Raw genomic sequence first — 23,371 nt, 5'->3', positions numbered from 1 at the left:
CTCGTACGCCCGCGCTGTCCCGGCCGCAGCCTCGTCACACCCGCCTCGGCGCCGCCGCCTCACGGCCGCGCCGAGGTCCCCGCGTCCGGCCCCGCCTCGTCCTCCGCCCGCCCGCGCAGCCGCAGCTGGAGCTGGGCCAGCAGGCGCGCGTCCGGGCTGTCGAGGTCGAGCCCGGAGACCTTGGTGATCCGGCCCAGCCGGTAGCGCAGGCTGTTGGGGTGCAGCGACAGGCTGCGCGCGGCCGCCGACACGTCGCCGAAGTGGTCCAGGTACGCCCGCAGGGTCTCCACGAGGCTGCCGCCCTGCTCGGCGTCGGACGCGGCCAGCCGCTCCACCGACGTCCCCGGCGGCAGGGGTACGTCCCGCAGCGCCTCGACCACCTGGAGGACGCCGATCGCGTCCGCCACGTCCGCCACCCGCGCCACGCTCCGGCCGTCCGCCGCGCCCGCGAGGGCCCGCAGCGCCTGTTCGGCGTCCCGGCGCGACCCGGCCGCCGCCGCCAGCGAGGGGACCGCCTCGCCGAGGCCGACCCGTACCTGCCCGCCGGTCGCGGCGGACAGCTGCGCGGCCAGCGACGTGCCGAGCTTGGTCACCTGCTCGCGGGCCGCCTCCGGGTCCCGCTCCAGCGCGCCCACCAGGACCAGGGCCCGGCCGCCCGCCGGCACCACCACCGCCCGGTGGCCGAGTCCGGCGCAGTGCAGGCCGAGCAGGCCGTACAGCCGCGCGGGGTCCCCGGACGGTGTCGCCCGCGGGGCGCGGGTCCCCAGGCCGACCGCGAGCACGGCACAGGGCTCCTGCGCGGGCAGCGCCATGCGGTCGGCGAGCAGCCCGGCCGAGCCGCGCTCCTCCAGCAGTGCCCGCGCCGCGTCCTCCACCAGCCGGCTGTCGGCACCGCGCGTGCGGTGGTGGAGCAGGTGGGCGGCGGCCGCCCGGGACGCGGTCCGCAGGGCCTCCGCCGCGTTCGGCGCCAGGGGCCGCCCGGCGACCGCGGCCACCCAGAGGGACCCCAGCACCTCGCCGCCCGCCCGGACCGCGCACACCAGCCGCTCCGGGTCGTCCCCCTGGGCTCGCCGGTGCAGCACGTCGTCCGTCGTCCACAGGGCACGGAACAGCCCCGCCTCGCGCATGGCGGCCACGCGCCACGGCGGGACACGCCGTCCCAGGATGGTCAGCCGGCGCATCTCGTCGACGTTCTCCTCGGTCGAGGAGTGCGCGAGGACCCGGGACTCGGTGTCCTCGATGGTCACCGAGCCGCCGACCAGGGCGGCCACCGCGTCGGCCAGGCCGTCGAGGTCGCCCAGCGCCGGCCCGGGCGCACCCGGCACCGGCGGTGCACCGGAGGAGGCCAGCCCGGACCGCAGCACGCCCACGAGCTGCTCCCAGGGACACCAGGCGGTGCGGAACAGCACCGCCGTGCCGACCTGCTCGGCGACCGGCCGCAGGGCGGCGGCGGCCCCGCCGGGCCGGTCGGGGCCGAAGACCACTCCGGTGGCTCCCGCCGCGCCGGCCCGGCGCAGGACGTCCAGCGCCTGCGCCGATCCGGCGTCGACGCCGACGGCCAGTAAGAGCACCGCGCGTCTGATCTCGGGGTCCAGCGCGTCCAGCACCCCGACCCCGCCGACGGGCACCGCGAGCCCGGCCGGTGCCGTGTCCAGTTCCAGGACCCCCGAGCCCACGACGGACAGCAGCCGCTCCAGCGTCACCCGGGACTCCGTGGCCCTGCTCCACTCCGGCTGTTCCCGCAGGTCCGTCACGCCGCCCCCCTCCTCGGTCCGCCGGCCGCCCTGCCGGTCCCGGCAGGGGTACGACATCACATGCCGGCCGCGTGCTCAACGGCGCACGGGGGCCGCGGCCCGCCCGGCGGCCGCGAGGGCCACGGACGGCCAGGAGGGGCCCCTCAGGGATGAGGGGCCGCCGTCACAGGTACTTCTTCAGCTCCCTGCGGGCCAGCGACCGCTGGTGCACCTCGTCCGGCCCGTCGGCGATCATCAGGGTGCGCGCCCCCGCGTACAGGTCGGCCAGCGGGAAGTCCTGGCTCACCCCGCCCGCGCCGTGCAGCTGGATCGCGCGGTCGATGATGTCCACCACCGCGCGCGGCGTGGCGATCTTGATGGCCTGGATCTCGGTGTGGGCGCCCTTGTTGCCGACGGTGTCCATCAGCCAGGCCGTCTTCAGCACCAGCAGCCGCAACTGCTCCACCGTCACCCGGGCGTCGGCGATCCAGTTGTGGACCACGCCCTGCTGGGCGAGCGCCTTGCCGAAGGCGGTGCGCGACACCGCGCGCCGGCACATCAGCTCGATGGCCCGCTCGGCCATGCCGATCAGCCGCATGCAGTGGTGGATGCGGCCGGGACCGAGCCGGGCCTGGGCGATGGCGAAGCCGCCGCCCTCCTCACCGATCAGGTTGGCGACCGGCACGCGCGCGTGGTCGAAGACCACCTCGGCGTGCCCGCCGTGCGAGTGGTCCTCGTAGCCGAACACCCGCATGGCGCGCTTGACGGTGACCCCGGGGGTGTCGCGCGGGACGAGCACCATGGACTGCTGGCGGCGGATGTCCGCCCCGTCCGGGTCGGTCTTGCCCATCACGATGAAGATCTTGCAGTCCGGGTTCATCGCCCCGGAGATGTACCACTTGCGTCCGGTGACGACGTAGTCGTCGCCGTCCCGCTCGATCAGCGTGGTGATGTTGGTGGCGTCCGCCGAGGCGACCTCCGGCTCGGTCATCGCGAACGCCGAGCGGATCTCACCGGCGAGCAGCGGTTCGAGCCACTGCTTGCGCTGCCGCTCGTCACCGAACTGCGCGAGCACCTCCATGTTGCCCGTGTCCGGAGCCGCGCAGTTCAGGGCCGTGGGCGCGAGATGCGGGGAGCGGCCGGTGATCTCGGCGAGCGGCGCGTACTGGAGGTTCGTCAGCCCGGCGCCGTACTCGGCGTCCGGCAGGAACAGGTTCCACAGGCCCTGCCTGCGCGCCTCGGCCTTCAGCTCCTCGACCACGGCCGGGGTGTCCCAGGGGGAGTCGAGCGCGGCCCGCTGCTCCTCGGCCACCGGCTCGGCCGGGTACACGTGCTCGTCCATGAAGGCGAGGAGCCTGGCCCGCAGTTCCTCGGTGCGCGCGTCGAACGCGAAGTCCATGTCCGGTCAGCCTTCCTGAAGAGTGGTCAGTCCGTGGTCGATGAAGACCGGCACGAGTTCACCGATGCGGTCGAAGCCGCGCCCGACCGTCTGGCCGAGCGTGTACCGGTAGTGGATGCCCTCCAGGATCACGGCGAGCTTGAACCAGGCGAAGGCCGTGTACCAGGAGACGGCCGAGACGTCGCGGCCCGAACGCGCGGCGTACCGCTCGATGAGTTCCCGCGGGGACGGGTGTCCCGGGGCCTCGGCGGTGGTGGAGACGGGGGAGTGCGGCATGCCGAGTGGTTGGCTGTACATCACCAACAGGCCCAGGTCGGTGAGCGGGTCGCCGAGGGTCGACATCTCCCAGTCGAGGATCGCCCTGATCCGGTCGTCGTCCCCGATCAGGACGTTGTCCAGCCGGTAGTCGCCGTGGACGACCGTGGCGGCGGGGGAGTCGGGCAGCTCCCGGCCGAGGGCCGCGTGCAGTTCGTCGATGCCGGCCAGCTCGCGGTTGCGGGAGGCGTCGAGCTGCTTGCCCCAGCGGCGCAGCTGACGGTCCAGGAAGCCCTCCGGGCGGCCGAAGTCGGCGAGGCCCACCTCGGCGGGGTCCACCGCGTGCAGCTCGACCAGGGTGTCCACCAGGGACAGCACCGCGTCGCGGGTGCGCTCGGCGCCGAGCGGGGCGAGCTGCTGGGCGGTGCGGTACGGCGTGCCCTCGACGAACTCCATGACGTAGAACGGCGCGCCGAGCACCTCCTCGTCCTCGCACAGCAGCACCGGGCGGGGGACCGGTACGTCCGTCGGGTGCAGCGCGCTGATCACCCGGTGCTCGCGCCGCATGTCGTGCGCGGTGGCCAGCACATGGCCGAGCGGAGGTCGCCGGACGACCCACTTGGCGGTGCCGTCGGAGAGCGCGTAGGTGAGGTTCGACCTCCCGCCCTCGATCAGCCGGCCGGTCAGCGGGCCGTTCACCAGGCCGGGCCGTTCACGGTCCAGCAGACCGCGCAGCCGGTCGAGATCGAGTCCGGGCGGGTGGTCGGCGCTCATACATCACTCCTACGAACGGGTGAACAGCAACGCGACCAATGATGCCGACCGGTCGGTATGCCGTCCAGTGCGTACGCTCGACCCGGTGGGAAACGTGACGGGAGCCACCCTAGGACGACGGCTCCCCGGCGTGCTGCCGGGGAGCCGTCGGACCTGGACGGACGCAGGGTCAGTGGTCGTCCCAGTGGTCCCCGTGCTCGGCGTGCCGGTGCCCGTCGTGCAGGTAGTCCACGTGGTCGCCGTGCCGTACCTGCGCGTGCCCGCACTCGTCGTGGTGGACGTGCTCGTGCCCCTCGTGCGCGGTGTGGCCGGCGGGTTCGCACTCGTCCCAGTGCCCGCCGTGCTCGCGGTGCAGGTGGCCGTCGTGGGCGTAGTCGAGGTGGTCGCCGTGCGGTACGGCCGTGTGCCCGCAGTCCGGACCGTGGCTGTGCGAGGCGTGCTCGGTGTGTTCCTGGTGCAGCGTGGTCATGATGGGTGCCTTCGGGGTACGGGGATTGACGACGGACAGGCTGTCACGCGAAGGCCACATACCGGGGCATCCCGGTTGCGTGGCGCACGAGTACCCCGGAGGGTCGAGGGCATGAAAGGCATCAGCTACAGCCGGTACGGCGGACCCGACGTACTGGAGTACGGCGAGCTGCGCGACCCGAAGGTGGGTCCCGACCAGGTCCTGGTCAAGGTGCGCGCGGCCGCGGTCAATCCGGTCGACTGGAAGTGCCGCGAGGGCTACCTCGACGGCCTGCTGGACGCCGTCTTCCCGGTGATCCCCGGCTGGGACGTCAGCGGGGTGGTGGTGCAGCCCGGTGTCGCGGTCACGGAGTTCGCCGTCGGTGACGAGGTGATCGGCTACGTCCGCGAGGACTTCCTGTCCCGGGGCACCTTCGCCGAGTACGTCGCCGCTCCGGTGCGCACCCTCGCCCGCAAGCCGCGCAACCGGTCCTTCGAGGAGGCCGCGGGCCTGCCCCTGGCCGGTCTGACCGCCTATCAGGTGCTGGTCAAGACGCTGGAGGTCAAGCGCGGTGAGACGCTGCTGGTGCACGCGGCGGCCGGCGGGGTCGGCTCGCTGGCCGTCCAGATCGGCGTCCACCTCGGCCTCCGGGTGATCGGCACGGCGAGCGAGCGCAACCACGACTTCGTCCGGGAGCTGGGCGGCGAGCCGGTGAGCTACGGCGAGGGGCTGGCCGAACGCGTGCGCGCGCTGGCTCCCGGGGGCGTGGACGCGGTCTTCGACACCATCGGCGGCGACACCCTGAAGATCTCCGCCAGCCTGCTGGCTCCCGAGGGCCGGCTGGCGTCCATCGCCGACCCGGACGTGGTCGGCTACGGCGGCCGGTACGCCTTCGTCCGCCCCGACTCCGCGGACCTGACCGCGCTGGCCCGCCTCGCGGAGGAGGGCGTCGTCACCGTGCACGTGCAGGAGACGTTTCCGCTGGAGCGGGCGGCCGACGCGTACCGGCTGAACCAGGAGGGGCGCACCCGCGGCAAGATCGTGGTGACGGTGGACTGGCCCGACGAGGAGGGCTAGCGAGCCGCTAGCCGGCCGCCGTCCCGGCTCGTCCGTCCCCGGCGAGGCCCCACGTGCGGGCGAGATCCGCCACCCAGGTGGCCGCCGCGCCGGGGTCGGGCGGGGGCGCGCCGACGACCACGAGTTCGGTGACGCCCGCCGCGGCGAGGCCGGGGAGGTGCTCCGGTGTGCCGTCGCTCAGCGCGACGGCGATGGTGAGTTCCTTCACCGCGCGGCCGCGGCGGGCGCACTCGTCGGTGAGGACGCCGACGCGCGAGCCGACCTCGGCCGCGGGGACGTTGAAGCCGTACCAGCCGTCGGCGTGGGTGACCGCGCGGCGCAGGGCGGCGTCGCTGTTGCCGCCGACCACGACCGGGAGCCGGCCGCCCCGCAGCGGCTTGGGGTTGACCCGGATCGAGTCGAAGCGGGTGAACTCGCCCTCGAACGAGGCCGGGTCCCGGGACCAGAGGGCGCGCATCGCGGCGAGGTACTCCTCCGTGCGCCGCCCGCGCCCGGCGAACGGGACCCCGAGCGCGGCGAACTCCTCGGCCGACCAGCCGACCCCGACCCCGAGACTGAACCGTCCGGCCGAGAGCACGTCGAGCGTGGCGGCCTGCTTGGCGACCACGACCGGGTTGTGCTCGGGCAGCAGCAGCACACCGGTGGCCAGCTCGATCCGGCCGGTGACCGCGGCCGCGAAGCTCAGGGCGAGCAGCGGGTCGAGCCAGTCCGCGTCCGCGGGCACGGCGATCCGGCCGTCGTCCGCGTACGGGTACCGGGAGACGGGCGCGTCCACGAGCACCACGTGCTCCCCGCACCACAGCCGCGCGAACCCGTGCGCCTCCGCGGCCACGGCCACCGCACGGACGACCTCCGGACGGGCACCGTCACCGATGCCGAGGGCGTGCAACCCCAGCCGCATCCGCCACCTCCTGGCGCCACCGTAAACGCGCGGCGCGGCGAGACCCGCGCGGCGGCCCGCCGGGCGCCGTCCGGTTCCGCCGGGCGGGTGACCCCGGGCCGGGCCCGCGGTGCCGACATACGGAAAGCGGATGGTCTGTTCGCGTGAGAGGGGCTGGCGCCGCACGGAGCGCGTCCCCCCGGCCGCCTCATAGTGGCGGCATGAGCATTGATCAGGGCACCGACGAACTGATTGTCCTGCAGGCCCCGCAGGCGACGGTCCTGGCGCGGCAGCTTGTCGAGGGAGTGGGCAACCATCAGGAGCGGAAGGCGACGGTGGTCCTGGCCTCCTTCCGGGGCGGCTACTGGCTGCGCCGGTTCACGGAGGAGCCCGCCCTGGACGCCGTGCGGCCGCACGACCGCCCCACCTCGGTGGACTGGGTACGCCTGCGGGAACTGCTGCGGCGGCCCGAACTGCTGGACGACGGCCGCCGGGAGCCCGGCAGCATGGGCCCCCACCTGGCCGTGCTGGAGATCGCCGTGTCCCTGGCCGCGGGCCACCCGCTCGACCTGTGCCGGGTGGCGATGCAGCTCTCCGGCGCGGAATGGCGGGACGTCCTGCTGAGGATGGAGTCGGCCGCCGACTTCGTGTGAGGCCCGGCGGACGGTCGGCCTCAGACCACGAGCGCGGCCGCGCAGACGGCCAGGGCCACCGCGCACAGCACCGCGGCCGTCGCCTGCCGGCCCGCGAGCGCGGGCGGCCGGGGCCGGGAGGCCAGGACACGGATCCGCCGCTGGGCCACCCACAGGAAGCCGACCCACAGCGCGCAGCACAACGCGCACACCGTGATCCCGTCGGCCGTGGGCCCGCCGTGCAGGGCCGTCCGCACGGCCAGTACGGCGGCCACGGTGCTCGACAGCGTCGTACGGCGCCAGGCCAGCCGGGTCCGCTCCGGCTGGAGCCCCGGATCGCGGTCCCGGGCGCCCTCCGGCGCGCTCACCCCGCCCATCCGGCCAGCACCACCAGGACCATCGCGACGGCCACCACCGCGACCAGCAGGCCGAGCACCGCGGGGAAGCGGGACGCCGGCAGGTCCTCGCCGCGCCGCATCGCCCGCTCGCAGCGCACCCAGTGGTTCACCGCGCGCAGCGAGCACAGCACCCCGGCGCCGAGCAGGGCCAGCGCCAGCCCCACCCGCCAGGCCCAGCGCAGGTGCGGCAGGAACTGGTCCACCGCGAAGCCGCCGCCGATCAGCGCCAGCGCGGTGCGCAGCCAGGCCAGGAACGTGCGCTCGTTGGCCAGCGAGAACCGGTAGTCGGGGGTGCTGCCCTCGTCCCGCACCTGCTCCGGGGCGAACCAGAGCCGTACGTTCCGCGAGAATTCGATCACGCGCAGGACCCTACCGGGGCGTCACCCGGCCGACCGGAACCGCCTGAGCCGCTCGTAGGCGGCCAGCCCGTCCGGCACCCACTCCCACTCGCCCAGCCGCCGTGCCACCTCGTCCTCGGTCAGGAAGCCGTACCACTCGACCTCCTCCGCCTGGGGCCGCACCGGCAGCTCGCAGCGCACCTCGTACACCGCCGACCACCAGCTGTGCCCGGCGCCGTCGTCGTACAGGAACCGGAACAGGGGCCGCGGCCGCGGCAGGCCGGTCACGCCCAGCTCCTCCTCCGCCTCCCGCAGGGCCGCCTCGTCGTAGGACTCGCCCGCGCCGACGACCCCGCCGACGAACAGGTCGTGGAGCGAGGGGAAGACCAGCTTGGTCGCGGTGCGGCGGTGGACGAACAGCCGCCCGGCCGCGTCCCGGGCCTGGACGAAGACGCACCGGTGGCGCAGCCCCCGCGCGTACGCCTCGCCGCGCGGGACCCGGTCCACGACCCGGTCGTGCTCGTCGACGATGTCGAGGATCTCGTGAGCAGGGTTCATGCCCGTATCCAAGCAGGGCGGGGCCGCCGGGCCGAGCTCAGCGGCGCTGGAGGTCCCGGTCGGACCGGGGCTGCGCCGGGCCGCAGGGCATGGCCGGGTGCAGGCCGAGCAGTATGATGCCCGCGACGATGGCGGCGAGCCCCGCCGCCTCCCAGGCCAGCGCCCCGGTGTCGGTGTGCAGCCGGTCGCCGAGGAAACCGACCCCGCACAGGATGCCGGCCAGCGGCTGGGCCGCGGTGAGCGCGGGCAGCGACATGCGCAGCTCGGCCGTCTCGAAGGCGCTCTGCACCAGGACCAGCGCGGTGACGCCCAGCACGAGCACGCCGTACGGCTGCCAGCCGGTGACCAGTCCCGCGAGGCCGCCCTCGGAGAAGCGGGTGCCGCTCACCCGGGTGAGCGCGTCCTGCACGCCGTACAGCAGCCCGGCGGCGGTGGCGAGCAGCACCGGGCCCCAGTTCAGCCGGGACCGCTTCGCGTACGTCGTGAGGACGAGGGCGGTGCCGAGCATCGCCCCGATGATCAGCCAGTGCCGCACCGGATCGGCGACGGCGCTGCCGGCGCGCGGTTCGCCCGCGAGGATGAACGCGCTCACGCCACCGGCGAGCAGCGCGAGGCCGGTCCAGCCCTGACGGCCGAGGGGCTGCCTGGTCCGGTGCCGGGACAGGGCCAGCGCGAACAGCAGATTGGTGGCGAGCAGCGGCTCCACCAGGGAGATCTCGCCCTTGCCGAGGGCCAGGGCACCCAGCGCCATGCCGGCCACCATCAGGGCGATGCCGCCGAGCCAGCGCGGCACCCGCATGAGGTCCAGGAGCAGCCGGAACGACAGGAAGTCGCCGAGCGGTGCCTTCTGGGCGGCGTCCTGCTGGAGCACGAAGCCGAAGCCCACGCAACAGGCCGCACTCACGGCGAGGAGGAGAACCAGAACGGACAAGCTGCGTACCTCGATCATCCGGCCGGACCACGGACGCGTAGGGGCCCGACTGTAGCGTTCCGGGACGGCATCGACCCGGAGAGTACCCGGAACCGGACACGGAGCCCGGTCACGGTGCCCGGCCCGGCGCGGGGTCGGCCGGGGCGGCGGGACCGTCCGGTCATGGTCCGTCGCACGCGGGCCCGGCGCCATGGCGTACGCCACAGCGATCCGCCCGTCTCCCGGCCGTGTGCCGCGCGCACACCACGCCGATCAGGGCACTCGCCTCCCGGCGACTCCTGCCGACAGAATGGTTGAAGCCGGTAACATTCCGGTTCCGCTTGACGCGATCCATGGCTGGGGGTTTGCTGTGCGTGATCGGTCGATGGCAGCCCGAGAAACAGGAAGTCCCGCGGTGCCTCCTTCCCCGCCCTTGCTCGGCGCTCGCCGGGCCCTCACGGACCCGTCCGGCGGCACCGCCCCGGACGACGTCGGCGCGTTACCCGGCGCCCTCGGCGGCCCCTTCGCCGACGATCTGGACGACGCCCTCGACGACGCCGAACTCCTCGCCGCCGGGGCCGCGCTCGCCCAGGGGCGACGGCAGGCCGCCCGCTCGTTGCTGCTGCACACCGGCGACGACTGGGACCGCCGGGGCCACCGCGTCACCGTCCTCGCCGCCGAACCGCACGCCGCCGCCCTGGCCCACGACTGGCTGCTCGCCGAGCCTCGGTCCGCCGACGCCGCCACCCTGCACGCCCTCGCCCTGGTCCGGCGCGCCCTGCGTGGCGAGGAGGACGCCGACCGGGCCCGCGAGGCATGCGGCGCCGCCGCCGCCCTCGCCCCGGCCGACCCCACCCCCTGGCTCGGCCTGCTGCTGCTCGCCCGCACCCTGGGCCCCGAACAGGAGGTGCTGCGGGTCTTCGCCGAACTCAGCGAGCGGCACCCCGAGCACCACCACGCCCACCACCTGCTGGTCGCCCGGCTCGCCGAGCGGCCCGAGGGCGGCCGGGCCGAGTCCCACGAGGTGTACGACCTCGCCGAGCGGGCCGCCGCCGACGCCCCCGCCGACTCCCCACTGGCCGTCCTGCCCGTGGTCGCGTACGCCGAGCGCTACCGGGTCCTCGCCGCCACCGGCCTCGCCCCCGCCGACCCGGCCGCCTCCGGGCACTGGTCCGGCCCCCGGGCCCGCCGGATCCTGCGCGCCGCCTTCGACTGGTGGCTGGAGTGGGAGCGCGACGAGCACCCCCGCCACCACGCCGACCTCAACCACCTGGCGTTCGCCATGTCCTGCGCCGGCCGCCCCGCCGAGGCGGCCGCCCTCTTCCGGCGCATCGGCCGGCACGCCACCAGGGCACCCTGGTCCTACCCGCACCGCGACCCCTGGCGGGCCTTCCACACCGCCCGTGCCCACGCGCTGCGCGGGCACGGCACCCGGGACATCCTTACGGAATCCTGACCTGCCGCCCGACCCCCTGGCATCGACCGGCCCGGAAGTGCTCGAATGAACAGGTGAATCCCGAACCGACCGAGGACCCCGGCGCACAGGGCAGGCCCGTCGGCCGCCGCGTGTTCCTCGGCACCCTGGGCCTGGGCGCCCTCGGCGTCGCCACGGCGCCCGCACTCCAACGCGGCCTCGAGGGCTTCCTCGGCGCGCTCTCCGGCAGCGACCCCACCGGCCTGACCGGACTGCTGCCCAACGGCGGCGGTTTCCGCTACTACTCGGTCGCCGCGTCCGTCCCGCACCGGGGCCCGGCCGACTACCGGCTCACCGTCGACGGCCTCGTCGACCGCCCGCACACCTACACCCTGGACGACCTGCGCGCCCTGCCGCAGAACCGGCTGGTCAGAGACGTCCAGTGCGTCACCGGCTGGCGGGTCCCGGGCACCCCCTTCGAGGGCGTACGGCTCTCCCGGCTGCTGGACGCGGCGGGCGTCCGGTCCTCGGCCCGGGCCATCCGCTTCACCTGCTTCGACGGCACCTACAGCGAGAGCCTCACCCTCGACCAGGCCCGCCGCCCGGACGTCCTGGTCGCCCTGCGCATGCAGGACAAGGACATCGGCCACGACCACGGCGGCCCGGTCCGCCTCTACGTCGCGCCCATGTACTTCTACAAGTCCGCCAAGTGGCTCTCCGGGATCACCGTGACCGACCGCGTCCGGCCCGGCTACTGGGAGGACCTCGGCTACGACGTCGACGCCTGGGTGGGCCGGTCGAACGGACGGACCGATGAGCCTACGAGCTGAGACCCCGGCGCCGCCGAGCGCCCGCGTCCGCCGCTTCGGCCGGTCCCAGCGGTGGGTGCACCGCACCACGGCCGCGCTGATGGGCGTGTGCGTCGTGACGGCTGCCTGCCTCTACATCCCGCAGCTCGCCGTGCTGGTCGGACGCCGAGAACTGGTCGTCCGCATCCACGAGTGCGCCGGACTGGCCCTGCCGGTCCCCGTCCTGCTGGGTCTCGCCTCCCGTGCCTTCCGTGCCGACCTGCGCTTCCTCAACCGCTTCGGCCCGCACGACCGGATGTGGCTGCGCGCCGCGCTGGTGCGCGACAAACGGCGCTCCTCCCGCCCGGCCGGCAAGTTCAACGCGGGCCAGAAGATCTACGCGGCCTGGATCGCCGGGGCCGCACTGGTCATGCTCGGCACCGGCCTCATGATGTGGTTCACCCACCTCGCGCCGCTGGTCTGGCGCACCTCGGCGACCTTCGTCCACGACTGGCTGGCCCTGACGATCGGCGTGGTCCTGGCCGGCCACATCGGCATGGCGCTGGGCGATCCGGAGGCACGCCGGGGCCTGCGGACAGGATCGGTGAGCCGGGAGTGGGCGAAGCGGGAACACCCGCTGTGGCGGCCCTAGTTCTCGGCCGGGATGCCGAGCGGCCCACCCGCTCCCCGGCGTCCGCCGATGTCGAGGAGGGGGTGGGCCGTCGTCGTACCGCCCCTAGATCACCAGGGACAGCAGCAGGACCAGACCGCCACCGACGACCGAGAGGATCGTCTCCATGATCGACCAGGTCTTGACGGTCTGCCCGACGCTCAGCCCGAAGTACTCCTTCACCAGCCAGAAGCCGGCGTCGTTGACGAAGCTGAAGAAGAGCGAACCGGAACCGATGGCGAGCACCAGCAGGGCGGTGTGGGTGGTGGACATGTCGGCCGCGAGCGGCGCGACCAGGCCGGCCGCCGAGACCGTCGCCACCGTCGCCGAGCCGGTCGCCAGCCGGATCACCACCGCGATCAGCCACGCCAGCAGCAGCGCCGGGATCGACCAGTTCTTGGACACGTCCAGGATCATCTGGCCCACGCCGCAGTCGATCAGCGTCTGCTTGAAGCCGCCGCCCGCGCCCACGATCAGCAGGATGCCGGCGATGGGCATCAGGCCCTTCTCCACCGTCTGCCGCAGCCGCTCCCTGCTGAACCCGGCGGGCCGGCCCAGCGTGAAGAAGCCGACGATCACGGCGGCGAGCAGCGCGATCAGCGGCGAGCCGATGACGTCGAAGACCCGCTGCGTGGTGTTCGCCGCGTCGTCCACGACGATGTCCACCAGCGCCTTGAGCAGCATCAGCACGACCGGCAGCAGCATGGTCGCCAGCGTCGCCCCGAAGCCCGGACGGCGCTCGAGCTCCTCCGACGGGCGCTGCGGCAGCATCCGGTCGGGGGCCGGGACGTCCACCCAGCGGGCGGCGTACCGGGAGAACACCGGGCCGGCGATGATCACCGTCGGTATGGCGACCAGGAGGCCGAGGGCCAGGGTCACGCCCAGGTTGGCGTGCACCGCGTCGATCGCGATCAGCGGGCCGGGGTGCGGCGGGATCAGACCGTGCATCACGGAGAGACCGGCCAGCGCCGGGATGCCGATGCGCATCAACGAGTAGTTGCCGCGCTTGGCGACCATCAGCACGACCGGGATCAGCAGCACGATGCCGACCTCGAAGAACAGCGGCAGGCCGATCACCGAGGCGATCAGCACCATCGCCCAGGGCATGGCGCGCCCGCCCGCCTTGGCGAGGATCGTGTCGACGATCTGGTCGGCGCCTCCGGAGTCGGCGAGCAGCTTGCCCAGGATCGCCCCGAGCGCGATCAGGACGCCGACGCCGGCCACGGTGGTGCCGAGTCCGGTGGTGAAACTGACGATCGCCTTGTCCAGCGGCGCCCCCGCGACCGCCCCGAGCGCCAGCGACCCGATGGTCAGCGCCAGGAAGGCGTGGAGCTTGAACTTGGTGATGAGTACGACGATGACGGCGATGCCCACCAGGACGGCGATGCCGAGCTGGGCGTGGCCGGCCGAGGTGATCGGCGGAGGCGTGTCCGCTGCCAGCATCTCGACGCTGAGTCTGGTCACGGGGGTTCCCTTGCAGGTACGGGGATGGGGATGAGGTGAGGTGTTACTCGGAGATGCCGGGAAGCGTGTCGAGGGCCTTCACCGCGCGTTCGGTGATCTCCTGGGGCCCGCCGCTGACGTCCACCGCGACCCCGGCCTCGTCCGGCTCCAGCGGCTGGAGCGTGGCGAACTGGGAGTCCAGCAGGGCCGTCGGCATGAAGTGGCCCTGCCGGTGGGACATGCGGTCCTCGATGAGCTTCCGGTCGCCCGTGAGGTGCACGAACACGACCCCGGGAGCCACGGACCTGAGCCGGTCGCGGTACGACCGCTTCAGCGCCGAACTGCTGACCACCCCGCCGAGCCCCGCCCGCCCGTGCGCCCAGTGACCGATGGCGTCCAGCCACGGCCACCGGTCGGTGTCCTCGAGCGGGATCCCGGCCGACATCTTGTCGATGTTGGCCTTCGGGTGGAAGTCGTCGCCCTCGGCGTACGGGACGCCCAGCCGGGCGGCGAGCAGGGGACCGATCGTGGTCTTGCCCGTCCCGGCGACGCCCATCACGACGACCACGTGGGGGGTGCGCATGTCTGCCTCGCTGTCTTCCTCGACATCCGACGCCGCATCCGGCGTCGCCACACTGAAACTCATTAGTACGATGAATTCAAGAGTGTGTGACGCATAAGTCTGACTTTTTGTCCCCGTGATCCACGCCGTACGCTGAGTGCATGACCACACCGGGCCGGGGGCTGCACGGCCGCGTACTCGACAGCCTCGGCCCAGCGATCACGGCGGGCGAGTACCCGCCCGGCAGCGTTCTGCGCACGGACGAACTCGCACAGCACTTCGAGGTGTCACGCTCCGTGATGCGCGAGGCGGTCCGCGTGCTGGAGTCGATGCACCTCGTCGAGTCCCGCCGCCGGGTGGGCGTGACGGTCCGCCCCAAGGACGAGTGGAACGTCTACGACCCGCAGGTCATCCGCTGGCGTCTGGCCGGCGCCGACCGCCCGCACCAGCTGCGCTCGCTGACCGTGCTGCGCTCCGCCGTCGAACCGGTCGCCGCCGGCCTCGCCGCCCGGTACGCCACGGCCGAGCAGTGCGCCGAACTCACCGCGTGCGCGCTCGGCATGGTCGCCAACTCCCGCGGCCACCGGCTGGAGGAGTACCTGGTCCACGACGTGGCCTTCCACCGCGTCATCCTCACGGCCTCGGGCAACGAGATGTTCGCCCGCCTCGGCGACGTCGTCGCCGAGGTGCTGGCCGGCCGCACCCACCACGAGGTCATGTTCGAGGACCCCGACCCGGCCGCCGTCACCCTGCACGTCCAGGTCGCGGAGGCGGTCCGCGCGCGCGACGCGGCCCGCGCCGAACAGCTCACCCGCGAGATCGCCGAGGGCGCCCTGCAGGAACTGGAGATCCTGGCGCCCTAGCGGTACCGACCCAGCGCCCCGCGGGCGCGCCACCCGACGGGCGCGTCGCCTGGCCGGCAAGTCACCCCGCCCGCGCGTCACTCGTCGGGGAAGTCCCCGTCCACGTACACCCACGCGCCGTCCACCCGCTCGAACCGGCTGCGCTCGTGCAGCGAGCCGCCCCGGTAGGAGGCGCGGAACGTCACGGTCCCCGTGCTGTGGAACGCGGACCCGTCGGTGGCACCGAGGATCTCCAGCCCCGTCCACCTCGTCCGCGGGTCCAGGTCGAGCCGCTCCGGCCGGGTCCCCGGATGCCAGGTGCGCAGCAGGTAACCCGCGTCGCCCACCACGAACGCGCTGTACCGCGACCGCATCAGCGCCTCGGCGGTCGGCGCCGCGGCCGTACCCGCGTGGAAGCGGCCGCAGCACGCGGCGTAGGACTCGGGACGGCCGCAGGGGCAGGGGCGCGTGGTCATGGCACACATTCTGCCCGCACCCGGGGAGGCGCCCGCCGCCGGCGCGGTGCACAGTGGAAGGGGTGACGCGCCGCTGCGTCCCGTTTCTCGCAACGCAGTGAGGAGAGACGGACGATGACCCGACCCGTGAGCAGCCGTCCTCCGGCCGTGAAGGAATGGCGGCTCAACCTCTACCTGTCCGAACACGACCCGGACACCACGGCCCGGATCGTCCTCGACACCGGCGACAACGTCCTGGAGAGCCACGCGGAGGCCCGGCGCAGCCCCTACGACCCGGCCATGGCGGACATCGGGGACGAACTCGCCGCCGGCCGCGCCCTGATGGCCATGGGCCGGCTGCTGCTGCGCGCCGCCGCCGGGGACATGAGGGCGATCGGATCCACCGAGACCGAGGTGCCCGCCCCGCTGTGGCCGACCCAGGAGTGACGGGGCCGCACCGTGCTCCTCACCGATCGACGCGAAGCGGGACGGCTGCTGGGCGAGCGGCTCGAGTACCTCAGGGGCCAGGACGTCGTGGTGCTCGGGCTGCCCCGCGGCGGGGTGCCGGTCGGCGCCGCCGTCGCCGACGCCCTCGACGCGCCCCTGGACATCTGCATGGTCCGCAAGCTCGGCGTGCCCCACCAGCCGGAACTGGGCATGGGCGCGATCGGCGAGGACGGCGTACGGGTGATCAACGAGGAGGTCCGGCGGGCCGCCGGGGTCGGCGAGACGGACCTGGAGCGGGTCGAGTCCCACGAGCGCGAGGTGCTGCGCCGGCGCGCCGACCGCTACCGGGGCGCGCACGCGCCCGTCGCCGTCGCCGGCCGCACCGTCGTGGTCGTCGACGACGGCGTCGCCACCGGCTCCACCGCCCGCGCGGCCTGCCGGATCGCCCGGGCCCGCGGCGCGGCCCGTGTCGTGCTCGCCGTGCCCGTCGCCCCGCGGGACTTCGCCCGGCGGCTCGGCGAGGAGGCCGACGAACTCGTGTGCCTGCACACCCCGGCCGACTTCCTCGCCATCGGCCAGTTCTACGACGACTTCGCCCAGGTCGGCGACGACGAGGTCACCACCTGCCTGCGGCAGGCCGCCGGGCGCCACGACCGGGTCGCCGGAACCGGCCCCGAGGACCGCGAGGCCGAGGTGGCCGCCGGTGCCGTACGGCTGCGCGGGCGGCTCACCCTGCCCGCCGGCGCCACCGGCGTCGTCGCCTTCGCCCACGGCAGCGGCAGCGGCCGGCACAGCCCGCGCAACCGGTTCGTCGCCGAGGGGCTCAACCGGGCCGGCCTCGGCACCCTCCTCCTCGACCTGCTCACCGAGGACGAGGAGCGCGACCGCGCCAACGTCTTCGACATCGCCCTGCTGGCCGGACGACTGGCGGACACCACCGGCTGGCTGCGCGAGGAACCCGACACCGAAGGGCTCGCCATCGGCTACTTCGGCGCCAGCACCGGCGCGGCCGCCGCCCTGTGGGCCGCCGCCGAACCCTCGGCACGCCCCGCCGCCGTCGTCTCCCGCGGCGGCCGTCCCGACCTCGCCGGATCCCGGCTGTCCGAGGTCACCGCGCCCACGCTGCTCGTCGTGGGCGGCGCCGACACCCAGGTGCTCGACCTCAACCGGGCGGCACAGGCCCGGCTGCGCTGCGAGAACCGGCTCGACGTGGTCCCCGGCGCCACCCACCTCTTCGAGGAACCGGGCGCCCTGGAGCAGGTCACCGAACTGGCCCGCGACTGGTTCACCGAGCACCTGGCACCGGTCCGTCCGGAACACGCGAAAGGCCCCTGCTGAGCAGGGGCCTCACTGGTGTCCGAGGGGGGACTTGAACCCCCACGCCCGATAAAGGGCACTAGCACCTCAAGCTAGCGCGTCTGCCATTCCGCCACCCGGACAAGGTGTCTGTCGTGCGGGTTCTCCCCGCGGCGACGAAGGAAACATTACCAGGCTTTCCGGGGTGGCCGATCACCCCCGTCCCCCGGTGCCGGCGGGCGTGAACGGCGTGTGACGGGCCGGGACCGGTCTTGGGTCCGGGGCGGTCCCGGAGGGAGGATGAGGAGAACCACCAGCGGACAGCGGGAGGAACCAGCGTGAGCGAGACGGACACGGCCAGGAGCGTCACCGGCGAGGACGAGGTCGTGGACCTCTGCCGTGAACTGATCCGGTTCGACACCAGCAACTACGCCGACCACTCGGGGCCGTGCGAGCGCGCGGCCGCCGAGTACGTCGCCGAGAAGCTCGCCGAGGTCGGACTGGAGCCGCAGGTCTTCGAGTCGCACCGCGGGCGCGCCTCCACCGTGGCCCGCATCGAGGGCGAGGACCCGTCCCGGCCCGCGCTGCTGATCCACGGGCACCTGGACGTCGTGCCGGCCAACGCCGCCGACTGGACCCACCACCCCTTCTCGGGCGAGGTGGCCGACGGGTGCGTGTGGGGACGCGGGGCCGTCGACATGAAGGACATGGACGCCATGACCCTCGCGGTCGTGCGCGATCGGATGCGCTCCGGACGGCGGCCGCCGCGGGACATCGTGCTCGCGTTCCTCGCCGACGAGGAGGCCGGCGGCACCTACGGCGCCCGCCACCTGGTCGACCACCACCCCGGCCTCTTCGAGGGCGTGACCGAGGCGATCAGCGAGGTGGGGGGCTTCTCCTTCACGGTGAGCGAGCAGCGCAGGCTCTACCTGATCCAGACGGCCGAGAAGGGCATGCACTGGATGAAGCTGACCGTGGCCGGGACCGCCGGGCACGGGTCGATGATCCACCGGGACAACGCCATCACCGAGCTGTCCGAGGCGGTCGCCCGGGTCGGCCGGCACAAGTTCCCGGTGCGGGTCACCAAGACCACCCGGGCCTTCCTCGACGAACTCGGCGACGCGCTCGGCACCGAGCTGGACCCGGAGGACATGGAGTCGACCCTCGCCAGGCTCGGCGGGATCGCCAAGCTCATCGGGGCGACGCTGAGCAACACCGCGAACCCCACCCAGCTCAACGCCGGCTACAAGGTCAACGTCATCCCCGGCGAGGCCACCGCGCACATCGACGGAAGGTTCCTGCCGGGCCACGAGGAGGAGTTCCTCACCGACCTCGACCGGCTGCTCGGCCCGAACGTCCGCCGCGAGGACGTGCACGCCGACAAGGCGGTCGAGACCGGCTTCGACGGGGCGCTGGTCGAGGCCATGCAGTCCGCGCTGCTGGCCGAGGACCCGGCGGCCAAGGCGATCCCCTACATGCTCTCCGGCGGCACCGACGCCAAGTCCTTCGACGACCTCGGCATCCGCGGCTTCGGTTTCGCCCCGCTCAAGCTGCCGCCGGAGCTGGACTTCGCCGGCATGTTCCACGGCGTGGACGAGCGGGTGCCGGTGGACGGCCTGAAGTTCGGCGTCCGGGTGCTCGACCGGTTCATCGACGCGTCGTGAAGCCATGGGCCCAGGTAATCGGGCGCCCGTACGAAATCGACTGAGAAGAGTGAATGCGACGATAAGCTCGTAGCTCCATTACTCCCTCCTCGTTACAGGTGATGTGACTCCGCACCTTGGAGTCGCATTGCCTACTAGGAGGAATAATGATCAAGAAGGTCGTCGCTGCCGCGGCTGCCACCGGTGGTCTGGTTCTCGCGGGTGCGGGCCTGGCCGTCGCCGACTCGGGTGCCCAGGGTGCCGCCGTGCACTCGCCCGGTGTCGTTTCCGGCAACGTCATCCAGGTGCCCGTCCACGTCCCGGTGAACGTGTGCGGCAACACGATCAGCGTGATCGGGCTCCTGAACCCCGCCTTCGGCAACACCTGCGTCAACCACTGACGTCGGCTCCCTGAGGGGCGTCTTTTTCGAGCCGTCGGCCTCGGAGCGCGCGCCATGCGCTCCGAGGCCGACCGGTCTTTTCTTCCGCGGAATTCCTCTTCGCGGAAACGCACGGAAAACCGAAGGCAGGGGGGAATTCAGAAAATGCGACAGAGTACCCGCAAGGGTCTGATGACCATGGCGGCCGCCACCGGCGTGATCGCCGCGGCGAGCGGTTACGCCCAGGCCGACGCGGGCGCGGTGGGAGCCGCGTCCCATTCGCCCGGCGTACTGTCCGGCAACACCGTACAGGCTCCGGTGCACGTGCCGTTGAACGTCTGCGGCAACACGGTGAATGTCGTCGGGGCGCTCAATCCGGCCGTCGGCAACGCCTGTGCCAACGGCGGCGGCCACTCCGGCTCCGGGGGGTACGGCGACTCCGGCCACGGCGGCTCGCACCACGGCGGCTCGCACGCGGGCGGTCACACCGGCGGCTCGCCCGGCGTGGGCTCCGGCAACACCGTCCAGGTGCCGATCGACGTCCCGGTCAACGTGTGCGGCAACAGCGTCGACGTGATCGGTGTCGGCAACCCGGCCACGGGCAACGACTGCGCCAACGGCGGTGGCGGCGGGCACAAGGCCCCGCCCGGCGGTCCCGGTGAGCCGGGCGGCCCGGGCCTCCCCGGACATCCCGGTCACCCAGGACATCCCGGTCAGCCGGGCCACCCCGGAACGCCGGGCCACCCGGGCACGCCGGGCACCCCCGGACACCCGGGAACCCCCGGCACCCCGCCCGCCAAGGGCGGCCACGCGCCGCACGGGCCGTCCGGATCCTCGGGCACGTCCGGGTCGTCCCAGGTCGAGCAGCTGGGCGGACGCTCCGACCAGTCCCTGGCCGGGGCCCAGCTCGCCCACACCGGTAGTGACGTGCCGCTGGGTCTGGCGCTGCCGGCCGGCGCGGGCGCACTGCTCGCCGGTGCGGTGCTGTACCGCAGGGCCCGGGCCTCCGCGTAGCGCGGCAGACCGCCGGAACGCGTCACCGCGGCGACCGGGAACCCCGGGCGAACGGAAGAACGGAGCGGGGCCCCCCCCCCCCCGGGGCCCCCCCCCATACCCCCGACACACAAAACAACACTCCCCCCCCAAGCGNCCCCCCCCCCCACCCCCCCCCCCCCCCCCCCCCCCCCCCCCCCCCCCCCCCCCCCCCTCCGTTCACGCGTCCTGAGTCACCACGTGGCCCGCACCTGGCGGATGATCCGCCGGCGCAACCGCACCCTGCGGCTGCCGTCGCGCATGAGGCTCAGTCGGTCCAACTCCCAGTGTCCGTACTCGGCATGCTCCGTCAGCAGGCGTGTGGCGTCCTTGCGGGACACCCCGCGAGGTACGTACACGTCGACAAATTCGTATTCCGCCATCGCATCTATTGTGCGGGCTGGTGCCCGGTACGGATAGCGTCTGCACTATGTCTGATGCTGCGCAGCCCACCGCTGCCGAGGTACGCGCCGCCGCCGAGGCGGTCAAGACCGCGCTCGACCGCCACCTGGCGGCGGTCGAACGCAGGACGGGGGAGGACGACCCGGCCGTCTACGAGGCGTTCAACGAGCTTGCCGCGGCCGCCGAGGTCTACGACGAACTGCTCTACGACCGCTACGACGAGGTCACGCCCTTCGAGATCCCCGGTGGGGACGACACACTGCCGCCCTACACGGGTCCCGAGGAGCCGAACGCCATCAGCGTGCTGATCCGGCGCGACTACGCCGTCGCGGAGCCGCAGCGGCTGCTGGCACAGGCCCAGCGGGTCGAGGCGGCCGAGTACGAGGAGGCCGTCGGCGGGGACGAGGACGCCGCGGCGACGGTCCCCGGGGCACTGGGCATCCTGTTCGGCGAGTTCGAGCCCGACGAGATCGCCTCCCGGCACAAGGAGTTCGGCCTGGAGGAGGGCGACTCCACGCTCTGGGTCACCGCCGCCGACGAGCCGGCCGACCCCGGTGAGTGGCTCGAGGCCCCGTTCGAGCAGGTGGATCCGCATCGTGTGGTGTGCAGGTTCGACGTGAGCGCGGTCTTCGACGAGGACGCCTCCGACGACCTCGACGAGGACGACGATCTCGACTTCGACGACGGCGAGGACGGCGACGACGAGGGCGAGCACGTCGAGGGAAGCGACGACACGGACGGCGACGAGGACGGCGACGTGGAGGTGCTGGACGCCCGCCGGTAGGAGCGGCGGTGAGGCGCCGGCCGCGGGGACCTGGGCGCGCAGCAGCGTCTGCAGGCGGGTCGTACGGGGCTTGGCCACCGTCTCCGCCACCGCCCTGGGCAGCGCCTGGTCCACGCCGTGCACCACGGACAGATGGCGCTCCGCCCGGCCGAACGCCGTGTACACCCACGGCCTGCTGAGCGCCTGGGCGGCATCCCCGGGCAGGACCACGACCGCGGCCGGCCAGCGGCCGCCCACCGCCTGGTGCGCCGTCAGCGCCCAGCCGTGCCGCACGCGCTGCTCCACCCGCTCCCGCGGAACGACCACGGGGGAGCCCGCGCACTCCAGGTGCAGCCCGTCCGCGTCCGCGTTCACCACCCGGCCCGGCACCGTACGGCCCGGGGCGGGGGAGTAGGCGATCCGGTCCCCGGGGTCGAACCCGCCGAAGCGGCCCGGACCCGGGTTGAGGCGCTCCTTCAGGGCGGAGTTGAGGGCCCGGGTGCCGGCGGCGCCGCCGTGCCCCGGGGTGATCACCACCGTTTGCTCGGGCGGCACCCCGAACGCGCGCGGCACCGAGTCCGCGACCAGCTGCACGGTCCGGTGCACGGCCTCGCCCGCGTCCCGCACCGGCACGATCACGACCTCCTTGCCGGGCGCCTCGACCTGGTTCAGCTCACCGACGCCGATGCCGGAGACGAGTTCGCCGAGCGGGCCGGGGTCCGGGGTGCGGGAGGCGATCTGCGGGCAGGCACGGGCCGCCAGCAGGTCGGCGAAGACCCGCCCGGCGCCGGCGGACCACAGCACCGCCGGGTCGCCGCTCAGCACCAGCCGGGCGCCGTCGGGCAGCGACTCGACGAGCATCGCCGCGTTCTCGACGTCCAGTTGGGGCGCGTCCAGCACGATCAGCAGATCGAGGTCCAGCGCGCCCTCCGCGTCCCGCCCGGGGCCCTCGGCGCCGGCGAGGACTCCGGCGACCGTGCCGACCGGCGGGGTGTCGTCGCTCCCGTGGAGCGGCGCGCCGAGGCGGCGGCGGCCGTCGGGGGTGTGGCAGACGGCGAAGGCGCGCAGGCCCGCCGCGCGGGCGGCGACGAGCAGCGCGGCCGGTTCCGCGCGGGCCGCCTCACCGCCGGTGTGCAGCACCAGGCCGTGCCCGGCGACCGCGCGGGCCAGCTCCGCCGCGCCGCCCGTGACCTCGGCCGCGACCGCCTCCCACGGGGCCGCGGCCTCACCGGGCGAGTTGACCAGCCGGGCCAGGCCGTCCGCGAGGCTCTCCTCGGCGAGGGCGTACCGCTCGAGGCCGACGAGGACCCGGACCGGGCGCTCCTCCTCCTCGCCGTCCTCCTCCTGCCGCGCGGCGGGGGCGCCCGGTTCCTCCAGGGCGTCCTGGAACGCCAGCGCCTCGCCCTCGGCGAGGGTGCTCTGCACGGCGGTGTCGGGGTCGGGCACGGCCCGCTGGGCGAGCGCCGCGGTCAGCGCCGGCAGTTCCAGGGCGGTGTGCCCGGCCAGCGCCGCCTGCTCAAGCAGCCAGACGGTCAGCGCGCGGCCCCGCCGTTCGTCGTCCGGACCGCAGTCCGCGCCGAGCAGCGCCCGCGCGAACCCGTCGGCCTGCTCCGGCCGGACACCGCCGATCCGGAGCAGCTGCCAGGGGTCCTCCTGGAGCGCCTCGCCCGCGGCCTCGCCGAGGGCCGCGGCCACCTGGGGCGCGAGCGCCTCGGGAGCACCGCCCTGGGCCAGCACCCGCCGTACGGACTCGACGGTCTCGGGGGCGGGGCCGCTCGGGACCGCGGCCGGGGCCGGCTGCTGGGGGCGCCGCACCGGCTCCGGGGCCTGGC

25 protein-coding genes, 1 tRNA gene and 1 pseudogene are annotated in these 23,371 nt (G+C 74.0%); 12 read left to right on the top strand and 15 right to left on the bottom strand.

The window, feature by feature from the left end; all coding sequences use genetic code 11:
• Positions 1 to 59 precede the first annotated feature (59 nt).
• The 4 genes from V7E45_RS03145 to V7E45_RS03130 all read right to left on the bottom strand — a co-directional run bounded on the left by V7E45_RS03145 (position 60) and on the right by V7E45_RS03130 (position 4,630).
• Positions 60 to 1,754, bottom strand: a complete 1,695-nt coding sequence (locus tag V7E45_RS03145) for a helix-turn-helix domain-containing protein (RefSeq protein WP_333772493.1) — start codon at positions 1,752 to 1,754, stop codon at positions 60 to 62.
• 163 nt (positions 1,755 to 1,917) lie between these two features.
• Positions 1,918 to 3,132, bottom strand: coding sequence for an acyl-CoA dehydrogenase family protein (locus V7E45_RS03140; protein WP_333772492.1), 1,215 nt, complete (start codon positions 3,130 to 3,132; stop codon positions 1,918 to 1,920).
• A gap of 6 nt (positions 3,133 to 3,138) precedes the next feature.
• Entirely contained in the window at positions 3,139 to 4,161 is a 1,023-nt protein-coding gene (locus tag V7E45_RS03135) for a phosphotransferase family protein (protein ID WP_333772491.1), read from the bottom strand.
• A gap of 169 nt (positions 4,162 to 4,330) precedes the next feature.
• A complete protein-coding gene (locus V7E45_RS03130; protein WP_333772490.1) occupies positions 4,331 to 4,630 on the bottom strand; it encodes a hypothetical protein in 300 nt (99 codons plus the stop codon).
• A gap of 111 nt (positions 4,631 to 4,741) precedes the next feature.
• On the opposite strand from V7E45_RS03130, the gene V7E45_RS03125 reads away from it, so the two are divergent.
• The gene (locus V7E45_RS03125) at positions 4,742 to 5,686 is read left to right on the top strand and encodes an NADP-dependent oxidoreductase (RefSeq protein ID WP_333772489.1); all 945 of its coding nucleotides are present in this window, start codon (positions 4,742 to 4,744) and stop codon (positions 5,684 to 5,686) included.
• A 7-nt stretch (positions 5,687 to 5,693) separates the two neighbouring features.
• Here the strand turns inward: V7E45_RS03125 and V7E45_RS03120 are convergent, their stop codons facing one another.
• Positions 5,694 to 6,587, bottom strand: a complete 894-nt coding sequence (locus V7E45_RS03120) for an LLM class F420-dependent oxidoreductase (protein WP_333772488.1) — start codon at positions 6,585 to 6,587, stop codon at positions 5,694 to 5,696.
• Between the two features lie 200 nt (positions 6,588 to 6,787).
• Between V7E45_RS03120 and V7E45_RS03115 the strand changes: the two genes are divergently transcribed.
• Positions 6,788 to 7,219, top strand: coding sequence for a hypothetical protein (locus tag V7E45_RS03115; RefSeq protein ID WP_333772487.1), 432 nt, complete (start codon positions 6,788 to 6,790; stop codon positions 7,217 to 7,219).
• Positions 7,220 to 7,239: 20 nt separating this feature from the next.
• On the opposite strand, the gene V7E45_RS03110 is transcribed toward V7E45_RS03115, so the two are convergent.
• From V7E45_RS03110 to V7E45_RS03095, 4 genes are read right to left on the bottom strand one after another with little or no spacing between them, the layout of a single operon-like run.
• The gene (locus V7E45_RS03110) at positions 7,240 to 7,575 is read right to left on the bottom strand and encodes a DUF202 domain-containing protein (RefSeq protein WP_333772486.1); all 336 of its coding nucleotides are present in this window, start codon (positions 7,573 to 7,575) and stop codon (positions 7,240 to 7,242) included.
• Positions 7,563 to 7,955 (bottom strand): YidH family protein, encoded by a 393-nt coding sequence (locus V7E45_RS03105; protein WP_333772485.1) that lies wholly within the window; start codon positions 7,953 to 7,955, stop codon positions 7,563 to 7,565. Before V7E45_RS03105 ends, V7E45_RS03110 begins: the two co-directional genes overlap by 13 nt.
• 21 nt (positions 7,956 to 7,976) lie before the next feature.
• Complete coding sequence (locus V7E45_RS03100; protein WP_333772484.1) at positions 7,977 to 8,492, bottom strand: NUDIX hydrolase; 516 nt, start codon at positions 8,490 to 8,492, stop codon at positions 7,977 to 7,979.
• Between the two features lie 37 nt (positions 8,493 to 8,529).
• The gene (locus V7E45_RS03095) at positions 8,530 to 9,423 is read right to left on the bottom strand and encodes a DMT family transporter (protein ID WP_333772483.1); all 894 of its coding nucleotides are present in this window, start codon (positions 9,421 to 9,423) and stop codon (positions 8,530 to 8,532) included.
• A gap of 394 nt (positions 9,424 to 9,817) precedes the next feature.
• Here V7E45_RS03095 and V7E45_RS03090 point away from each other — a divergent pair, with 394 nt between their 5' ends.
• The 3 genes from V7E45_RS03090 to V7E45_RS03080 are packed head-to-tail and all read left to right on the top strand — an operon-like array spanning position 9,818 to position 12,256.
• Entirely contained in the window at positions 9,818 to 10,858 is a 1,041-nt protein-coding gene (locus tag V7E45_RS03090; protein WP_443055917.1) for a hypothetical protein, read from the top strand.
• Positions 10,859 to 10,911: 53 nt separating this feature from the next.
• Entirely contained in the window at positions 10,912 to 11,646 is a 735-nt protein-coding gene (locus V7E45_RS03085; protein ID WP_333772482.1) for a molybdopterin-dependent oxidoreductase, read from the top strand.
• Complete coding sequence (locus V7E45_RS03080) at positions 11,630 to 12,256, top strand: cytochrome b/b6 domain-containing protein (protein ID WP_333772481.1); 627 nt, start codon at positions 11,630 to 11,632, stop codon at positions 12,254 to 12,256. Before V7E45_RS03085 ends, V7E45_RS03080 begins: the two co-directional genes overlap by 17 nt.
• 84 nt (positions 12,257 to 12,340) lie before the next feature.
• Here the strand turns inward: V7E45_RS03080 and V7E45_RS03075 are convergent, their stop codons facing one another.
• On the bottom strand, positions 12,341 to 13,738 hold the full coding sequence (locus tag V7E45_RS03075) for a GntP family permease (protein ID WP_333772480.1): 1,398 nt from the start codon (positions 13,736 to 13,738) through the stop codon (positions 12,341 to 12,343).
• Between the two features lie 43 nt (positions 13,739 to 13,781).
• Entirely contained in the window at positions 13,782 to 14,300 is a 519-nt protein-coding gene (locus V7E45_RS03070) for a gluconokinase (RefSeq protein ID WP_333772479.1), read from the bottom strand.
• A 140-nt stretch (positions 14,301 to 14,440) separates the two neighbouring features.
• Here V7E45_RS03070 and V7E45_RS03065 point away from each other — a divergent pair, with 140 nt between their 5' ends.
• Positions 14,441 to 15,142: a FadR/GntR family transcriptional regulator gene (locus tag V7E45_RS03065; RefSeq protein WP_333772478.1), complete on the top strand. Its 702-nt coding sequence runs from the start codon at positions 14,441 to 14,443 to the stop codon at positions 15,140 to 15,142.
• Between the two features lie 77 nt (positions 15,143 to 15,219).
• Here V7E45_RS03065 and V7E45_RS03060 read toward each other — a convergent pair whose 3' ends face one another.
• Positions 15,220 to 15,606, bottom strand: a complete 387-nt coding sequence (locus V7E45_RS03060) for a YchJ family protein (protein WP_333772477.1) — start codon at positions 15,604 to 15,606, stop codon at positions 15,220 to 15,222.
• A gap of 105 nt (positions 15,607 to 15,711) precedes the next feature.
• On the opposite strand from V7E45_RS03060, the gene V7E45_RS03055 reads away from it, so the two are divergent.
• The gene (locus tag V7E45_RS03055; protein WP_333772476.1) at positions 15,712 to 16,023 is read left to right on the top strand and encodes a dsRBD fold-containing protein; all 312 of its coding nucleotides are present in this window, start codon (positions 15,712 to 15,714) and stop codon (positions 16,021 to 16,023) included.
• A 12-nt stretch (positions 16,024 to 16,035) separates the two neighbouring features.
• Positions 16,036 to 17,361, top strand: coding sequence for a phosphoribosyltransferase family protein (locus V7E45_RS03050; RefSeq protein WP_333772475.1), 1,326 nt, complete (start codon positions 16,036 to 16,038; stop codon positions 17,359 to 17,361).
• 13 nt (positions 17,362 to 17,374) lie between these two features.
• Here V7E45_RS03050 and V7E45_RS03045 read toward each other — a convergent pair.
• A tRNA-Leu gene (locus V7E45_RS03045) sits at positions 17,375 to 17,462 on the bottom strand.
• Between the two features lie 195 nt (positions 17,463 to 17,657).
• Here V7E45_RS03045 and V7E45_RS03040 point away from each other — a divergent pair.
• The 3 genes from V7E45_RS03040 to V7E45_RS03030 all read left to right on the top strand — a co-directional run bounded on the left by V7E45_RS03040 (position 17,658) and on the right by V7E45_RS03030 (position 20,356).
• Complete coding sequence (locus V7E45_RS03040; protein ID WP_319149275.1) at positions 17,658 to 18,983, top strand: M20/M25/M40 family metallo-hydrolase; 1,326 nt, start codon at positions 17,658 to 17,660, stop codon at positions 18,981 to 18,983.
• 146 nt (positions 18,984 to 19,129) lie between these two features.
• Entirely contained in the window at positions 19,130 to 19,363 is a 234-nt protein-coding gene (gene chpH / locus V7E45_RS03035) for a chaplin ChpH (RefSeq protein ID WP_020939032.1), read from the top strand.
• A gap of 144 nt (positions 19,364 to 19,507) precedes the next feature.
• Entirely contained in the window at positions 19,508 to 20,356 is an 849-nt protein-coding gene (locus V7E45_RS03030; protein ID WP_333772474.1) for a chaplin, read from the top strand.
• Positions 20,357 to 20,568: 212 nt separating this feature from the next.
• Here the strand turns inward: V7E45_RS03030 and V7E45_RS03025 are convergent, their stop codons facing one another.
• Positions 20,569 to 20,757: a DUF5703 family protein gene (locus tag V7E45_RS03025; RefSeq protein WP_020939030.1), complete on the bottom strand. Its 189-nt coding sequence runs from the start codon at positions 20,755 to 20,757 to the stop codon at positions 20,569 to 20,571.
• A gap of 47 nt (positions 20,758 to 20,804) precedes the next feature.
• Here V7E45_RS03025 and V7E45_RS03020 point away from each other — a divergent pair, with 47 nt between their 5' ends.
• On the top strand, positions 20,805 to 21,560 hold the full coding sequence (locus V7E45_RS03020; protein WP_333772535.1) for a hypothetical protein: 756 nt from the start codon (positions 20,805 to 20,807) through the stop codon (positions 21,558 to 21,560).
• Positions 21,561 to 21,575: 15 nt separating this feature from the next.
• On the opposite strand, the pseudogene V7E45_RS03015 reads toward V7E45_RS03020, so the two are convergent.
• A pseudogene (locus tag V7E45_RS03015) lies at positions 21,576 to 23,371 on the bottom strand (helix-hairpin-helix domain-containing protein); the annotation flags it as partial.

The organism is Streptomyces sp. IBSBF 3136, assembly GCF_036815105.1.
Lineage (GTDB): Bacteria > Actinomycetota > Actinomycetes > Streptomycetales > Streptomycetaceae > Streptomyces.
Note: the sequence above shows the minus strand (reverse complement) of the source record. Positions and strands in the feature narration are given on the sequence as shown.

Coding starts and splice junctions, on each gene's coding strand:
- V7E45_RS03140 (WP_333772492.1), bottom strand. CDS start 3,132: ATGGACTTCGCGTTCGACGCGCGCACCGAGGAACTGCGGGCCAGGCTC.
- V7E45_RS03135 (WP_333772491.1), bottom strand. CDS start 4,161: ATGAGCGCCGACCACCCGCCCGGACTCGATCTCGACCGGCTGCGCGGT.
- V7E45_RS03130 (WP_333772490.1), bottom strand. CDS start 4,630: ATGACCACGCTGCACCAGGAACACACCGAGCACGCCTCGCACAGCCAC.
- V7E45_RS03125 (WP_333772489.1), top strand. CDS start 4,742: ATGAAAGGCATCAGCTACAGCCGGTACGGCGGACCCGACGTACTGGAG.
- V7E45_RS03120 (WP_333772488.1), bottom strand. CDS start 6,587: ATGCGGCTGGGGTTGCACGCCCTCGGCATCGGTGACGGTGCCCGTCCG.
- V7E45_RS03115 (WP_333772487.1), top strand. CDS start 6,788: ATGAGCATTGATCAGGGCACCGACGAACTGATTGTCCTGCAGGCCCCG.
- V7E45_RS03110 (WP_333772486.1), bottom strand. CDS start 7,575: ATGGGCGGGGTGAGCGCGCCGGAGGGCGCCCGGGACCGCGATCCGGGG.
- V7E45_RS03100 (WP_333772484.1), bottom strand. CDS start 8,492: ATGAACCCTGCTCACGAGATCCTCGACATCGTCGACGAGCACGACCGG.
- V7E45_RS03080 (WP_333772481.1), top strand. CDS start 11,630: ATGAGCCTACGAGCTGAGACCCCGGCGCCGCCGAGCGCCCGCGTCCGC.
- V7E45_RS03070 (WP_333772479.1), bottom strand. CDS start 14,300: ATGCGCACCCCCCACGTGGTCGTCGTGATGGGCGTCGCCGGGACGGGC.
- V7E45_RS03065 (WP_333772478.1), top strand. CDS start 14,441: ATGACCACACCGGGCCGGGGGCTGCACGGCCGCGTACTCGACAGCCTC.
- V7E45_RS03060 (WP_333772477.1), bottom strand. CDS start 15,606: ATGTGTGCCATGACCACGCGCCCCTGCCCCTGCGGCCGTCCCGAGTCC.
- V7E45_RS03055 (WP_333772476.1), top strand. CDS start 15,712: ATGACCCGACCCGTGAGCAGCCGTCCTCCGGCCGTGAAGGAATGGCGG.
- chpH (WP_020939032.1), top strand. CDS start 19,130: ATGATCAAGAAGGTCGTCGCTGCCGCGGCTGCCACCGGTGGTCTGGTT.
- V7E45_RS03030 (WP_333772474.1), top strand. CDS start 19,508: ATGCGACAGAGTACCCGCAAGGGTCTGATGACCATGGCGGCCGCCACC.
- V7E45_RS03025 (WP_020939030.1), bottom strand. CDS start 20,757: ATGGCGGAATACGAATTTGTCGACGTGTACGTACCTCGCGGGGTGTCC.
- V7E45_RS03020 (WP_333772535.1), top strand. CDS start 20,805: ATGTCTGATGCTGCGCAGCCCACCGCTGCCGAGGTACGCGCCGCCGCC.